Genomic DNA, 15,519 nt, shown 5'->3' with positions numbered 1-15,519 from the left:
GAAGGCTGTTGTGGCCTTCGCTTTTTTAATGTCTGAAGAATGCGGTAAGGCTATAAAAAATTAAGATAGGCGGCAGTGCTTTGTTCTCGTGACTATCGGTATAATAAAAATAATTATGAAAGGTAATCTGATATTTTGAATTGGCAATCATTAGTTGATAATCGACAACGCTTTTTCTGGGTTTTGCAAATTGCAGGCTGGATAGGTTATGCGTTAGTTAATTATATCGGCTCAAAAGTCTTTGAAATGCGTGATATTTACGTATTTGTTATTGTATTAAACGCTTATGCAGGCTGTTTAATGACAGTACCTTTACGTTATATGTATCGTAAAGTGTGGAATGCCTCACCTTGGGTATTAATGCTTGTCGTTTTTGGTGCTTCCTATGTAACTGGCACATTATGGGCCGTTGTACAAAAATTCAATTTATGGGAAATCTACCGTCACGGTTACCGTCCAAATGAATGGTTTTATTACTTTCAACAAGGTTTAGATTCGGTTTATATCATTCTTTGTTGGAGTGGTTTGTATTTTGGTATTAAGTATTACCAGCTATTGCAAAGTGAGCGTCAAAAGGCTCTAAAAGCAACCACTATGGCGCACGAAGCTCAGCTGAAAATGCTGCGCTATCAACTTAATCCGCACTTTTTATTTAATACCCTAAATGCAATCTCAACCTTAATTTTGGTAAAAGAGAACAAAGATGCAAATTTAATGGTGTCAAAATTGAGTGACTTCTTACGATACACACTCAATACCGACCCAATAAAAAAGGTGCCGTTAGAGCAAGAAATTCATGCCCTCATGCTGTACTTAGAAATTGAAAAAGTACGCTTTGATGAACGTTTACAAGTCAATGTAGACGTAAGCGAGCAGGCAAAAGAAGCCTTGGTACCAAGCTTGATCCTCCAACCTATTATCGAAAACTCGATAAAGTATGCGATAGCGCAATTAAATGAAGGTGGTGTGATTGATATTAAAGCACAAGTTTTTGCAAATGAACTATTATTGGAAGTAGGCGATAATGGTCCTGGCACTGAGCTTAAAAATGGCCAACTGGTTAATTCTCAAGGCGTTGGCATAGCTAATACACAGGACCGCTTAAAAACACTTTATGAGAACAACTACTCGTTTGTTCTCTCTGACAATACGCCAAGTGGATTAAAAGTTAATCTGCGCGTTCCGTTTGAAAAGGCTGTTAAGAAATGAGCAAAATTAGAACTTTGATCGTTGACGATGAACCGCTAGCAAGAAAGGGCTTAGCTGTTCGACTTTCTGAATTTGACGATTTAGAAGTCATTCGTTTATGTAGCAATGGTCAAGAGGCAATTGATGAATGCTTATCGGGCAATATTCAATTGGTTTTCTTAGATATTCAAATGCCAAATATGAACGGTTTTGAAGTTGCAAGAGCACTTAGCGAGAGCGTTAATCCATTACCCGCTATTGTGTTTGTAACGGCTTTTGACCAGTTTGCAGTTAAAGCATTCGAGATTCATGCGTTGGATTATATTCTTAAACCAGTCGATGACAACAGACTAAAACAGGCGGTAGAAAAAGTGCATACCTATTTAAAAACGCAACAAGATAACGCCCATAAGAAAAAACTAGCGAGCTTTGTTGCAGGTATTACAGGCAATAATTGCGAAGAAATTTTAAAGAAGTTAGCAACGGGCGATAGCCTTGCTGACCGTCGTTATCCAGAATCATTAGCTGTAAAAGAGCAGGGCGAAATTGTTCGTGTGCCTGTTATTACAATTCAATGGGTTGATGCGGCTGGTGATTATATGTGCCTTCATTGCCAAGATGGGCAAACACATATCCTTCGTAAAACAATGAAAGAGCTTGAACAAGAGCTTGATCCACAACTATTTGTGCGAGTTCATCGCAGTGCCATTGTGAATACTAAGCAAATTAGCAAACTTGTAACTCAAGTAAGTGGTGAGTATCTTTTAGTGCTAGATAACGGCCAAGAACTAAAAGTAAGCCGAAGCTATCGCGATAAAGTGAAAGCAGCTCTGGCGAGCTAATAGTTGTTCTAAGCTAAACAAGTTAAAACAAAAAAGGCGCAATAAATTGCGCCTTTTTTATTGAAAATTTGTAACAGCTTAAACAGTTACAATCTTCATCGTGTTTGTTGCACCAATCGTTTCCATTGCATCACCATGAGTTAAAATCACAGTATCACCTGCAACTAGTGAGCCTTGCTCAACAAGAGTGTTTAATGCATCACGTACCATGCTTTCGTCTTCACACTTCGTTGAATCGAAAAATACAGGATAAACACCACGGTAAAGTGCTGTTTGGCCCAGCGTACTTGGATGACGTGATAATGAATAAATTGGTAAACCAGAGCTGATGCGCGACATCAATTTAGCTGTACTTCCTGATTCAGTCAGAGTCACAATAGCTTTAACAGAATCTAAGTGGTTAGCTGCATACATCGCAGATAATGCAATTGATTCAGCATTTGATGAAAAACGGCTGTCTAAACGGTGCTTAGAAACGTGCGTTTCTTTTTGTGATTCAGCACCTAAACAAACGCGAGCCATAGTCGCTACGGTTTCTTCAGGGTAGTCACCAGCAGCTGTCTCAGCAGATAACATAACTGCATCAGTACCATCTAATACGGCGTTTGCTACGTCCATAACTTCTGCACGTGTTGGCATTGGGTTATCGATCATAGATTCCATCATTTGTGTTGCAGTCACAACTGTACGGTTAAGTGAACGAGCACGGCTAATGATAAGCTTTTGTTTACCAACAAGCGCTGCATCACCAATTTCAACACCTAAGTCACCACGCGCAACCATCACTGCGTCAGACGCAAGTACGATATCATCAATTGCTTCAACAGTTTCAACGGCTTCTGCACGTTCGATTTTTGCTAATAGTTGTGCGTTTGAGCCAGCAGCTTCTGCTAAAGAGCGAACATAACGCATGTCATCACCACTGCGTGGGAACGAAACAGCAATATAATCAACACCAATCTCAGTGGCAGTGATTAAATCTTCTTTATCTTTATCAGTGAAAGCAGGGGCTGTTAAACCACCGCCTAAACGGTTGATACCTTTGTTATTTGAAAGTACGCCACCAACAGTAACAGTTGTGTGCACTAGGTCACCGTCAACGCTATCTACTGTCAATTGGATTAAACCGTCGTTTAATAACAGTAAGTCGCCTGTTTTAACGTCGTTAGGTAGCTCTTTATAGTCGATACCTACTGCATTAACGTCGCCTTGGCCTTTTTCCATTTTCGCATCAAGGGTAAATTTTGCGCCAACTTCTAGGTTTACTTTACCGTCTTTGAAGGTTGATACACGAATTTTAGGACCTTGTAAGTCTGCAAGGATAGCAACGTGTTTGCCTAAACGCTTAGCAATGCTGCGTACCGCTTCAGCGCGGTCTTTATGATCTTGTGCTACGCCATGTGAGAAGTTCAAACGAACCACATTTGCACCTGCACGAATAATTTTTTCTAGGTTGTTATCGCGATCGGTTGCCGGTCCAAGGGTCGCAACAATTTTTGTGCGTCTTAGCATCAAATTCTCCTGTGCGCTCAAATATATTAAGCGAATTGATGGTTATCTATTAAAATGTCGTGCTATAAACCTTTAATATAGGCTTATACATAAGCACAATGTAGAACTCATAAGTAAAAAATGATTGTTTTTACTTATGAGAATCTGGCTCTTTGTATTAATTATAGAGTATACAAAGGGTGAATGACGTTATTATGACACCGGTGTCAGGTAGCGTCAATACACATACCTTTTTAAAGGGTATTATAAAAATCTGGTCCGATGCCTTGGTTATTTTGATATACTGGGGGCCAACGTCGCTTCATGATTTCGATGATTTATCTCAAGTTGGCTGTCAAGCTCGCATTTTTGGGCTGCTTGGGTATAATGCGCGCGTAATTATTTTGATTAACTAACCAATAGTTGTTACCGAGGAGGACACTAAATGCAAGTTGCATTAGTAGGGTTAGGCGTTATGGGTAAAAATCTTGCCCTCAACCTGATTGAAAAAGGGCTGACATTAGTAGCTTACGATAAAAACCCAGATGCGGGTGCCGAGTTACTAAGCTGTGCGAAAGCATTAGGTTTGGCAGACCGTTTACATATTGTGTCTGATTTAAATGATATGGTTAGACGCTTAGAGCCGCCTCGTTCGATTCTTCTTTTAGTTCCTGCTGGTGAATTGGTTGATAAAGTATGTACAGAGCTTGCAGAAGCAGGTGTTGACTGTGATGACATTATCGTAGATTGCGGCAACAGTAACTACAAAGACGGCATTAGCCGTAAACTTAAATATCAAAACAAATTTGAATTTGCCACTATGGGTATTTCTGGCGGTGCAGAAGGCGCACGTCACGGCCCTGCAATGATGGCAAGTGGTTCAGAAGGCGGCTGGGAGCGTGTTGAGCCGTGGTTTGAAAAAGTAGCGGCAAGCTACAAAGGTGAGTCGTGTTTTGCACGTGTAGGCCAATCTGCAAGTGGTCACTTTGTGAAAATGGTGCATAACGGTATTGAATATGCGCTAATGCAATTAATTGCAGAAATGTATCAATTATTACGTTTAGGTACTAATCGTTCACCAAAAGAAGTGGCTGACATTTTCAATGAATGGTCCGAAGGCACTTTAAATAGCTACTTACTGTCAATTTCAAGCCATATCTTGAGCCTTGAAACGACAGAAGGCGAGCCACTCGTTGATTTAATCGACAATAAAGTTGGCGCGAAAGGCACGGGTTTATGGACTGCACAAAATGCCCTAGAGCTTGGTATTGCTGTGCCATCACTCGTTGCGGCTGTTCAAGCTCGTCACTTAACAAATACGTGTGATACGCATGCTGCTAAAGAAATGACTTACGCTGCTAAAGCAACTGATACCGTTGATTTAGACTTAGCAGAGCTAAAAGATGCATTCACATTGGCAAGTTTACTTGCTTATCGTCAAGGTTTAGCACTTATCAAAGGTGCGTCTCGTGCGCATCAGTGGAAAGTTGATCTTTCTAAAACGCTACAAACGTGGCGCGCTGGCTGTATCATCCGTGCTGATTACTTAGACAATGTCGCTGAAGGTGTAGAATTTATTGATTCTATGCAGCGTGAATCAGCAGCATTACGTAAGGTAACGGGTGCAGCAGTTTCATCTGGTCTTGCATTCCCAGTGTTAACAGCAACGCAAACTTACATTGCGACGTTAACAACACCAAGTAATGGTCACCTTGTTCAAGCACAACGTGACTACTTCGGTGAGCATGGTATTAAAACTCACAGTGGTGAGATTTGCCATTTAACAGATTTAGTTGAGATTGACGAAAAAGTTCGTTAATTATCAAAAAGCATAAAAAAGGCACCAATTGGTGCCTTTTTTGTATTTGCTGCATTAACGACTTAGCTCACCGCGCAGGTTGTCTTGCATCAAGTGACGAATTGTTTCTACTTCCAGCTTTTGACTAAATAAGTAGTGTAACTTGGTCAAACAGGCTTCTAATGTCATATCGTAGCCACTGATCACACCACAATTTAATAAGGCATTACCGGTTGCATAACCGCCCATATTAACTTGGCCTTTTAAGCACTGCGTTAGATTTATAATCACCATACCGCGTTTGCTTGCATCATTAAGAATGTCTAAGAACGCCGGATCTTGTGGGGCATTACCCACGCCAAAACTTAATAACACAAGTGCTTTTATGTCGTCATTAACTAAACTTTTAACCACTTTTGGGCTGATCCCAGGATAGAGATAAAGCACACCAATTGGCTGTGGCGTGATATTTGACACCTGTAGTTCGTTATCAACATAAGGGCTAAGTTGCCCTTTGATCAGTTGAATATTAATTCCTGATAGTGCTAATGGTTCAAGGTTCGGTGATGCAAAGGCATCAAAGCCATCAGCATGGGCTTTTGTTGCACGGTTACCACGGAATAACTGGTTATTAAAAAACAGACTTACTTCGGCAATTGGGTAATTTGCGGCTAAGTACATGGCATTAAGTAAGTTTACTTGGCCATCAGAACGAAGTTGCGACAATGGAATTTGTGAGCCTGTCACAATCACAGGTTTTGTCAGGTTTTCGAACATGAAAGACAAAGCAGAAGCTGTGTAGGCCATAGTATCGGTACCATGCAAAACCACAAAGCCATCATAGTCTTGGTATTTACTCTTAATATCGTCAGCAATTAATTGCCAGTGGGCAGGGGACATATCTGAAGAATCAATGAGCGGGCAATATTCGTGAATATCAAACAAAGGCATTTCATCACGATTAAACTCTGCATTATTGACCACTGTTTCGGTTAAAAAACCTTCTGCCGGAACATAGCCACGGCTCGATTTTTTCATACCGATAGTACCACCCGTATAGGCGATATATATACGTTTACGTTTCATAAAAAAAGCCCAGTTAAATAACTGGGCTTAGTATACCTAAAATCGCTTAGCTAAGTAACTTATTGAATTACATTACACACTAAACAACGAGCGTAAACGCCTTGTGGATCGTTGTAATCTTTTAGATTATCGATCTCACTACTTAACTGATTAATAAGGCTTTGTAAGTTAGCTTGTGTTGCGAGTACTGATTGTGATGAATCAGACTTAGCAAAGAAGCTCTTAACAGCCGCGGTGCCAAAGATATCTTGCAGCATTTGCTCTTGTGGTGTTAATGACTGTTTGATGGTCTTAACATCATAATGATTAAGCTTAGCAAGCTCAGCTGCCGCCTTAATTGCATCTTGCTTATCGCCAAGCTTATCAACTAAACCTAGTTCTTTTGCTTGAGTTGCAATCCATACACGGCCTTGGGCAATTTTATCAACTTGCTCAGGCGTCATGTTACGTGCTTCAGCCACTACATTTAAAAAGCGTTTATATGCATTTTCAACGCTCATTTGAATGATGTCTGACATTTTCTCGTCAAGTGGGCGTGCAATAGAGAAGCCAGCAAGATCAGTTGTTGCAACACCGTCTGAGTAAATACCTAATTCAGCCATGGTATTTTCAAACGTCATGAAAGTACCAAATACACCAATTGAACCTGTAATTGTGCTAGGGGCTGCCCAAATTTCATTGGCTGCAGATGCAATCCAGTAACCACCTGATGCTGCCACTGAGCTCATTGAAGCGATAACCGGTTTACCCGCTGCCTTAAGTGCTAATACTTCAGCGCGGATAACTTCAGAAGCAAACATACTACCGCCACCTGAATCGATGCGTAGTACAACGGCTTTCACTTTGTCATCAAGACGCGCTTTACGAAGTAGGGCTGCAGTAGAGTCACCACCAATTTCGCCCGCTTTACGCTCGCCATCGACAATGGTGCCTTTAGCTACAACGACAGCTACTTTTTCAGTAATTGGGTTATCGAACTCAACAGGCGGTTTTACCAGCGATAAATACTCACGGAAGCTTACTTGCTTAAAGGTTTTACCTGTTTCTTCTGCACCGACTAACTCAATAAGTTGTTGGCGAATTTGTTGTGATGTTTTTAAAGAATCAACCCACTGATTATTTAGCGCGTATTGGCCCGAGTTACCATCCACTGCTTGCATTTTTGCAAGATAAACATCCATATCTTCATCGAAGTTACTTTCATCGAATGGACGGCTTGCTGCAACGTCAGTTTTGTACTCGTTCCAAAGTGCAGTTAACCAAACACTATTCGCTTCTTTTGCCGCATCTGACATATCATTACGAATGAATGGTTCAACCGCTGATTTATAAGTACCCACACGGAAAATATGTTGAGTCACTTTTAACTTTTCAAGTGCATCTTTGAAGTAAAGCGGGAACATACCGTAGCCTTCAATGCTCACACCACCATATGGGTGCATAGACACTTCATTGGCATGGGCAGCAATATAATATTGTGCTTGTGTATAGTAGTAGCCCGTTGCAATAACTTGCTTGCCTGCATCTTTAAACGCATCAATTGCTTTAGTTATTTGTTTTAGCTTATTAATGTGCGCGCTTGGCATTTTTTGTAGGTCAAGAAGCATAACAGTGATGCGATCATCTTTAGTTGCTTCGTTGATCACTTCAATGACGTCATCAAGAAGAATTTCTGATGGTGCTTCTTTACCCATAGTTGCATCGTTGATGGCTGCTTCTACAGGATCAACATAGGTTTTTTCTTCAACAATAGGGCCATTTAAGTTTAGGCGTAGCACGGTTCCGTCTGCTACTTTTACTTGGTCTTCTTCACCTGTGATGGCAACAAAGAAGAGTATTACTAGTAATAGAAATAATATGTTTAGGACCAAACGGCGGGAAAAATTAATCCCGGTCCAAATGCCTTTAAATATCTTTGCTAGCAAAATAAATCCTTAATTCAGTACAGCTTAGTAGTGAACTCATCTTAGCTTAGAATAACTTTAAAATTAACTGTTAAATAGTAACAGAGTGTTTAAAACGATAATTTGCTACCGATTAATTAGCAGCGAAAAGTTGATTATTCTAAGTTATTGCCGCAGAATCTATTTCAAATAGAGGTTCGACCAGTTAACGGGGCACACAATGTTAGAACAAAAATTACAATTACCGCATACCGAACTTCGTAATCGTTTGGTTATGGGATCAATGCATACTGGCTTAGAAGAAGGCTGGCATAACCGCAAACGCTTACGTGCATTCTACGAGGCACGTGCCAAAGGCGGCACGGGTTTAATCATTACAGGTGGCTACAGCCCAAATATTCGTGGCAAGCTATCTCCGTTCGCATCAACATTTAATTCATTTTATGATGTGATCAAACACAAAGCATATACTGATGCGGTGCATCAACATGGCGGAAAAATTTGCTTACAATTATTGCATGCAGGTCGCTATGCGTATCATCCATTCAATCAAGCGCCAAGTTCAATTCAAGCTCCTATTAATCCATATAAACCTAAAGAAATGTCGTTAGGTTCAATTAAAAAAACCATCAAAGACTTTGCTAACTCAGCAAAAATGGCTGAAAAAGCAGGTTATGACGGTGTTGAAATCATGGGTTCTGAAGGTTATTTGATTAATGAATTCATGGCTAACCACACCAATAAAAGAACAGACAGCTATGGCGGTAGTTTAGAGAACCGTATGCGCTTGGCTGTTGATATTGTTAAAGCTGTTCGCGCTAAAGTCAGTCAAAAGTTCATTATTGTATTTCGTTTGTCTGTAATGGATTTAATTCCTAATGGATCAACACCCGATGAAGTAAAGCAACAAGCCCTGGCACTTGAACAAGCTGGCGTTGATATCTTTAACACCGGTATTGGTTGGCACGAAGCTCGTGTACCAACCATTGCCAGTATGGTGCCAGCAGGTGCATTTAAAGAAGCATCGAAACGCTTAAAAGAAACGGTATCAGTGCCAGTGATCGCGGTTAACCGTATTAACACGCCAGAAATTGCCAATGGAATTTTAGAAGCAGGCGAGTCTGATTTAATTTCGATGGCACGTCCTTTATTAGCAGACCCAGAGTTTTTCAATAAATACGTTAATAATAAGTCTGAGCAAATCAATATTTGTATTGGTTGTAATCAGGGCTGTTTAGACCATGTGTTTAAAAATAAACGTGCCACCTGTTTGGTTAACCCACAAGCGGCTTTTGAGTTAGATTACAGCCTTGAAAAAGCTCCATCTTCTCGATTAGTTCTGGTTGTGGGTGCTGGCCCTGCTGGCCTTGCTGCAAGTTGTTACTTAGCAGCGAAAGGTCACAAAGTGACTTTAATTGAACGTAAAGAACAAATGGGTGGCCAATTTAATTTAGCCATGCAAGTGCCGGGTAAAGAAGACTTTAACCATACCCTTAACTACTTTACTAATGAATTAAAGCGTTTAAATGTCGATTTACAACTCGGTACTGAATTTACTGACAATATGCTCAATCAATACGATGATGTTGTTTTTGCAACAGGCGTACGTCCGCGCGAAGCCAAAATAGAATGCGGTGATGGCAAACGTGTATTCGCTTATGATGAAGTAATTCGTGGTGAAGTAGAACTCGGTGAGAAAATTGCGATTCTAGGTGCCGGTGGTATCGGTTTTGATATGGTTGCCTTTTTAAGTGAACACAAAGGCCAAACAATTGAGCAATTCAAAACTCAATGGGGTATTGAGTGCGAAGCTGCGCCTGAAAAAGACAATCGTCAACTTTACATGCTTAAGCGAAGTGCAGGGCGTTTTGGTAGTGAACTTGGTAAAACAACGGGTTGGATCCACCGTCAAGTTGCCAAACAGCATGGTGTTAAACAAATCGCTGAGTGTCAGTATCTAAGCTTTGATAAGCAAGGTTTGAAGATAACGGTAAAAGGTGAAGAGCAAATCCTCGATGTTGATACCGTGATTGCTTGTATTGGTCAGGTATCAAATACTGAAACGTTCGACAATCAAACCGAAAACGCGAAAGTACACGTTATTGGTGGCGCAAAACTAGCTGCCGCTATCGATGCTAAACGTGCAATTTTTGAAGCGTTACAAGTCGCTCGTAAAATTTAATTGAAAGTAAACTAGAAAACGTGCGGTCTATGTGATTAATCTATTTAGTCACGAGACCGCTATGTTGAACACACACCTAATACCCCTTTACCAACACACCTTAAAGAAACTGCAGTTTTTAGATGGACTACCGAATCTATTAATTCGCTTGATTTTAGCCCCAGTGATGATCATTGCAGGCTTTAATAAGCTTGCTTTAAGCGGTGATGTTACTCATTTTTATCAATACTTTTTAGCATCTGAAGATATTGTTGCATGGTTTGGAAATAGTGACTGGGGTTTAGGCCTACCCATGCCCTCTGTATTGGCCTTTTTAGCTGCATGGACTGAGTTTTTAGGGGGGATCTTTATATTATTGGGTTTATTTACTCGTTTAACCGCAATTCCTTTGATGATTACCATGCTGGTTGCAGCGACAACAGTACATGCCAGTAATGGCTGGTTTGCTGTAACACCAACCGATGCCAGCACCAGCCCAGCGAGAGTACTCAATTGGCTTGCAATACCTGGTAGTGAAGCTAGCCTAGTTAATTCTGATGAAGCCAGCGAAAGATTAACCAAAATGCGTGAGTTGCTAGAAACGCATGGTTATACAGAGTACCTTTATGCGAAAGGGAAACCTGTGATCTTAAATAATGGTATTGAGTTTTCTGCCATATATTTTGTTATGTTATTGAGTTTATTTTTTACAGGGGGTGGTCGTTACGTTAGTTTAGATTATTGGTTAACTAGAAAAGTATCGAATAGCTTTCTTGCTCATAAAGATAAATGATAAGCTTGGGTTTTCTGCCCCGATTATTAAGGGGCGTCGTACTTAAGCATTTACGGAATATTCATGGACGCTTTAACGCTATTACAAACTCGACAATCAGATCCTCGCCTTATCGCACCTGGACCTACTGCAGAACAACTTGAAATTATTAAGCGAGCGGCCATTAAAGTGCCTGATCATGGCTGTATTGCTCCTTGGCGATTTATTGTCGTTGAAGGCGATGCACGTAATAAATTAGGCGATATCTATCATCAGGCCGCTGTTGCTGAAAACCAAGATGATAGAACCATTGAGCGCGCTAAAGAACTACCGCTGCGATCTCCGATGATGATCATTGCCATTGCAGATGTAACTGAAAACCCAAAAGTGCCACGTATTGAACAAGTACAAAGTGCAGGCTGCGCTGTACTTGCAATGCAACAAGCGGCATTCGCCCAAGGTTTAGGGGGGATTTGGCGCACAGGTTATTTTGCACAGAGCCCAGCTGTTAAAGCGGCACTCGGTTGTAAAGAACAAGATGAGATTGTTGGTTACCTCTATTTAGGTACGCCAGAAATAGACATTAAAAAACCTATCAGACACAAGCCAGAGACGTTTTTTGAGAATTTATAAATAGTAGGAACTTTTTTGCAGTTAAGCAGTCAGACACTATTAAGCTTACTTATGTTAGTTTTTTTAGATTTAGCTTAGCTGTAAGAAGCGCACGGATGCAAAAAACGAAATAATTCTTCTTCAGTGTGTTTTTTAATCGGTTATTTTTTGTTAACGTATGGAAAGTCTTAAAAAAATAACGATAAAGAAGACGAGAACAATGGGAAACTTATTTTTACGTGAAAAAGAAAATTGGTTCGCTTGGTCAATTTGGGGCTTAGTTGGCGCTGTTGTCACATTTTTTGTTGCCATGTCTACAAAACAACCTCATTACCTTGGCTTGTCTGCTGTAGTGGTATTACTTCTATTGACATGGTGGATGCAAAGCACTAAACGTTTCGATTTCGGCCGCGCTTTTAAAATTTGTTGCTACGTTTTAACGATCACCTGCTTACCCGCCTTCGCATTAGTTATTGTACCGAGTTATAACCTCAATAAAATTGACGTAATAGTGCAGGGCTCAGGTTTTGCAATTGTTAGTTTAATTGTTTGTTTAGTTTGCTCTTTAATCGCAAAGCGTCCGAAGCAGTACTATTAAAAATACTTTTTTAAAGTTTTTTACATTTAAGGCTTTACAACGAACGCAGTAAACACTATTATGCGCGCCGTACGGAGAGATGGCAGAGTGGTCGAATGCACCGGTCTTGAAAACCGGCAGGGGTTTGTAGCCCCTCTAGGGTTCAAATCCCTATCTCTCCACCATTATTTAGAAAAACCGCCTTTAGGGCGGTTTTTTGCTATCTGGAGATAAGTAATGTCAGCAAGCGAGTCTTCTTCTACACTAATGCGCATTGTTAAACATGTTCTGCTTTGGTGTATCTTTTCTTATTTTTATCACAGCGGGATCAATGTACTTGTAGCTATGGCCCATGATGCGCAGCCTGATTACGGGCTAATATCTTCAATCGCTTATGGTATTGGGTTTAATGTGTTAGTAGGGCACCTTATTGGCAAATACGACAAGCATTGGCCTGTTATTGCAGCATGTGTGATTTCTACTGTGGGTCTTATTGCTGTGCCTTTAATTATGTTAGGCAAAGATGGTTTAATGAGCGGTTTTTTTATTGCTTCGATGATCGCTACATTACCTGTTGCGACATTTGTAATTGATAAAATAAAGCAGCGAATTAGTGCAAACACTGAGCAAACGCAGTAAAACTAGGCGATATTCGTTGTTTTTTTATGTTAGTATGAGCACGTCTTTTAACTAAATAAACGTGAATTAAAACATGTCAGATAATTTTACAACAGACGCTGAAAAAGCAAGTTACGGTATTGGTTTACAAATGGGTGAGCAATTAAAAGCGAATCCATTCGAAGGTTTAAACTTAAATTCTGTATTTGAAGGTATGAAAGACGCATACACTGGTAATGATTTCCAAGTTGAAATCCCAGAAATTCAAGCAGCTTTTGAGAAAATCAACGCTGAGATCCAAGCTCGTCGTGAAGAAGAAGCTAAAGTTCTTGCAGCTGAAGGTATTGCATTCTTAGAAGAAAATGCAAAACGTCCTGAAGTAACAGTAACTGAATCAGGTCTTCAATACGAAGTACTTACTGCAGGCGACGGTGAAAAACCAACTGCAGATTCAACAATCCGTGCACACTACCACGGTACACTAATCAACGGTACAGTATTTGACAGCTCATACGAGCGTGGTCAACCAGCTGAATTCCCAGTTGGCGGTGTAATCAAAGGTTGGACTGAAGCAGTGCAAATGATGGGTACTGGTTCTAAGTGGCGTTTATACGTACCACACGAACTTGCTTACGGTGAGCGCGGTGCTGGTGCAGCAATCGCTCCTTTCTCAACGTTAATCTTTGACGTTGAGCTATTAGAAATCATCTAATCGATTTCAAATAGATATAAAAAAACCTGCTTTAAGCAGGTTTTTTTATGTCTGAACCAAATAGCTAATTAGCTATTTGATTCAGCGTATTCTTTACACGCAGCAGTGTTTTCACATTCACCATATAGGTAAAGAGAGTGGTTCGTCAGTTTAATACCATTCTCTGTTGCGATTTCTTCTTGACGACGTTCAATAGTGTCGTCTTCAAACTCAACTACCTTACCACATTTTAGGCACACTAAGTGGTCATGGTGAGTGCTACCTGATAATTCAAATACTGACTTGCCGCCTTCGAAGTGGTGGCGAGATACAATACCTGCATCATCAAATTGGTTAAGAACACGGTAGACAGTTGCAAGACCAATCTCTTCGCCTTTGTCTAAAAGAATTTTATAGACATCTTCAGCGCTGATGTGTTGGTTGTCTGGAGATTGTAGAATCTCTAAAATTTTAATACGTGGCAAGGTTACTTTTAACCCTGCTTTTTTTAATTCCAAGTTGTGATCAGTCATTCAATCTGTCTCAATTTTATTTAGTTATACTAGGCATCATCAAGATGCACACGACACATTAGCAACTATTAGAATAACGTGCCTAGTTACTAAGTGCAAAGAACAATTCGTCTATTTGCCGATTTTTCAAACAAAAATGAACTGGTTGTGCATCTTTACATCAGCTAGTAAATGCGAGTAGTACTTGTTATTAATCAGCAAGTTCCGCTAAACACATTTCGTCATAAACCTGAGCACACCAGTCTTTAACACGCTTTTCAGTAAGCTCTGGTTGACGGTCTTCATCAATACCAAGGCCAACAAAGTTGCTGTCATCTACGAGTGCTTTTGAAGCTTCGAAGTCGTAGCCTTCAGTTGACCAATGGCCCACTACGATTGCGCCACGCTCAGTAACGATATCGTTGATCATGCCCATTGCATCTAAGAAGTACTCTGCATAGTCTTCTTGGTCACCGCAGCCGAAAATAGCAACAAGTTTACCTTCGAAGTCAACTTCTTCTAATTCAGGGAAAAAATCATCCCAGTCACATTGAGCTTCACCGTAGTACCAAGTTGGAATACCGAATAACAATAAATCGAATTCAGCAATCTCTTCTTTAGAACTTTTTGCAATGTCGTGAACAGCTACAAGCTTTTTACCTAATTCTTTTTGAATCATTTTAGCTACGTGTTCAGTATTGCCTGTGTCACTTCCGAAAAAAATACCTACGCTTGACATGGATTTAAAACCTTCTATCTATCAATAGCCAATCTTTCTTGTAAAATTGTTTCAATCAACGCGCTACGGCTAATATTCTGCGCATCTGCCATATCGCTTAATGCTTGATATAACTGTGATGAAACCTTAAATTCTACACGCTTTAAACCACGTGCTTTATCTCGTTTTATTTGGTTACGTTTATTTACTTTTAATTGCATATCGCGAGGTAGGGGATTTGTTTTCGGCCTACCTGGACGCTTTTCGTATTCAAATAAATCGGGTGTTGTTCTATCTGTTTCTGACTTTGCCATGTCTAGCCCACACCTGCGCCTTGCCAGAAGACTTGAATAAGTCCTTTCGCTATAAACCCAGAACAGCCTAAAAATAGCACTAACCAAACGATGTATCGGCCAAATCGTGGTACATCACCTTTTTTAAGGACGTCTTGAATTGCCATTCCAATAAAAAAGAAAATACCGGCTAAGCCAAAATACAACCCTAAGGTATCAAATTCGTTAATTAACTGACTGACCATCAACGTATAAA

General features: G+C 40.3%; 16 protein-coding genes and 1 tRNA gene. 10 read left to right on the top strand and 7 right to left on the bottom strand.

Going from position 1 to position 15,519, the window contains the following annotated elements; all coding sequences use genetic code 11:
• Positions 1-135: 135 nt before the first annotated feature.
• Both CWC02_RS05005 and CWC02_RS05000 read left to right on the top strand, forming a co-directional pair.
• Positions 136-1,209: a sensor histidine kinase gene (locus CWC02_RS05005; protein ID WP_054554884.1), complete on the top strand. Its 1,074-nt coding sequence runs from the start codon at positions 136-138 to the stop codon at positions 1,207-1,209.
• On the top strand, positions 1,206-2,030 hold the full coding sequence (locus tag CWC02_RS05000; RefSeq protein ID WP_054554883.1) for a LytR/AlgR family response regulator transcription factor: 825 nt from the start codon (positions 1,206-1,208) through the stop codon (positions 2,028-2,030). The genes CWC02_RS05005 and CWC02_RS05000 overlap by 4 nt, the downstream gene beginning before the upstream one ends.
• Positions 2,031-2,108: 78 nt before the next feature.
• Here CWC02_RS05000 and pyk read toward each other — a convergent pair whose 3' ends face one another.
• Complete coding sequence (pyk, locus tag CWC02_RS04995) at positions 2,109-3,542, bottom strand: pyruvate kinase (protein WP_138601084.1); 1,434 nt, start codon at positions 3,540-3,542, stop codon at positions 2,109-2,111.
• A 424-nt stretch (positions 3,543-3,966) separates the two neighbouring features.
• Between pyk and gnd the strand changes: the two genes are divergently transcribed.
• Positions 3,967-5,340 carry an NADP-dependent phosphogluconate dehydrogenase gene (gene gnd / locus CWC02_RS04990; protein WP_055022232.1) on the top strand — a complete coding sequence of 458 codons (1,374 nt, stop codon included), beginning with the start codon at positions 3,967-3,969 and terminating at the stop codon, positions 5,338-5,340.
• A gap of 54 nt (positions 5,341-5,394) precedes the next feature.
• Here gnd and ansA read toward each other — a convergent pair whose 3' ends face one another.
• Both ansA and sppA read right to left on the bottom strand, forming a co-directional pair.
• Positions 5,395-6,405 carry an asparaginase gene (gene ansA / locus CWC02_RS04985; protein ID WP_138616814.1) on the bottom strand — a complete coding sequence of 337 codons (1,011 nt, stop codon included), beginning with the start codon at positions 6,403-6,405 and terminating at the stop codon, positions 5,395-5,397.
• A 59-nt stretch (positions 6,406-6,464) separates the two neighbouring features.
• Positions 6,465-8,330, bottom strand: coding sequence for a signal peptide peptidase SppA (gene sppA, locus CWC02_RS04980; protein ID WP_138616812.1), 1,866 nt, complete (start codon positions 8,328-8,330; stop codon positions 6,465-6,467).
• A gap of 199 nt (positions 8,331-8,529) precedes the next feature.
• Between sppA and CWC02_RS04975 the strand changes: the two genes are divergently transcribed.
• The 7 genes from CWC02_RS04975 to bamJ all read left to right on the top strand — a co-directional run bounded on the left by CWC02_RS04975 (position 8,530) and on the right by bamJ (position 13,761).
• Positions 8,530-10,491, top strand: coding sequence for an oxidoreductase (locus CWC02_RS04975; protein WP_138616810.1), 1,962 nt, complete (start codon positions 8,530-8,532; stop codon positions 10,489-10,491).
• Positions 10,492-10,552: 61 nt separating this feature from the next.
• Positions 10,553-11,263, top strand: a complete 711-nt coding sequence (locus CWC02_RS04970) for an HvfX family Cu-binding RiPP maturation protein (RefSeq protein ID WP_138616808.1) — start codon at positions 10,553-10,555, stop codon at positions 11,261-11,263.
• A gap of 63 nt (positions 11,264-11,326) precedes the next feature.
• Entirely contained in the window at positions 11,327-11,875 is a 549-nt protein-coding gene (locus CWC02_RS04965; protein ID WP_138601088.1) for an NAD(P)H nitroreductase, read from the top strand.
• A 199-nt stretch (positions 11,876-12,074) separates the two neighbouring features.
• On the top strand, positions 12,075-12,452 hold the full coding sequence (locus tag CWC02_RS04960) for a hypothetical protein (RefSeq protein ID WP_054553932.1): 378 nt from the start codon (positions 12,075-12,077) through the stop codon (positions 12,450-12,452).
• Positions 12,453-12,525: 73 nt separating this feature from the next.
• Positions 12,526-12,616: transfer RNA gene (locus tag CWC02_RS04955), tRNA-Ser, on the top strand.
• A gap of 52 nt (positions 12,617-12,668) precedes the next feature.
• Entirely contained in the window at positions 12,669-13,070 is a 402-nt protein-coding gene (locus tag CWC02_RS04950) for a hypothetical protein (protein ID WP_054553931.1), read from the top strand.
• Positions 13,071-13,143: 73 nt separating this feature from the next.
• Complete coding sequence (gene bamJ, locus CWC02_RS04945) at positions 13,144-13,761, top strand: BamJ family beta-barrel-assembly machinery protein (protein WP_054561418.1); 618 nt, start codon at positions 13,144-13,146, stop codon at positions 13,759-13,761.
• A 68-nt stretch (positions 13,762-13,829) separates the two neighbouring features.
• On the opposite strand, the gene fur is transcribed toward bamJ, so the two are convergent.
• The 4 genes from fur to CWC02_RS04925 all read right to left on the bottom strand — a co-directional run bounded on the left by fur (position 13,830) and on the right by CWC02_RS04925 (position 15,508).
• A complete protein-coding gene (fur, locus tag CWC02_RS04940) occupies positions 13,830-14,273 on the bottom strand; it encodes a ferric iron uptake transcriptional regulator (RefSeq protein WP_138616806.1) in 444 nt (147 codons plus the stop codon).
• A gap of 190 nt (positions 14,274-14,463) precedes the next feature.
• Positions 14,464-14,991, bottom strand: coding sequence for a flavodoxin FldA (gene fldA / locus CWC02_RS04935; protein WP_054553928.1), 528 nt, complete (start codon positions 14,989-14,991; stop codon positions 14,464-14,466).
• A 14-nt stretch (positions 14,992-15,005) separates the two neighbouring features.
• Positions 15,006-15,284 carry a LexA regulated protein gene (gene ybfE, locus CWC02_RS04930; RefSeq protein WP_004586673.1) on the bottom strand — a complete coding sequence of 93 codons (279 nt, stop codon included), beginning with the start codon at positions 15,282-15,284 and terminating at the stop codon, positions 15,006-15,008.
• Positions 15,285-15,286: 2 nt separating this feature from the next.
• Positions 15,287-15,508 carry a DUF2788 domain-containing protein gene (locus CWC02_RS04925; protein ID WP_036968243.1) on the bottom strand — a complete coding sequence of 74 codons (222 nt, stop codon included), beginning with the start codon at positions 15,506-15,508 and terminating at the stop codon, positions 15,287-15,289.
• Between the last annotated feature and the right edge of the window lie 11 nt (positions 15,509-15,519).

This window comes from Pseudoalteromonas sp. S2721 (assembly GCF_005887425.1).
GTDB lineage: Bacteria > Pseudomonadota > Gammaproteobacteria > Enterobacterales > Alteromonadaceae > Pseudoalteromonas > Pseudoalteromonas simplex.
The sequence above is the reverse complement of the archived record's forward strand: the minus strand, read 5'-3'. Positions and strand labels throughout refer to the sequence as shown.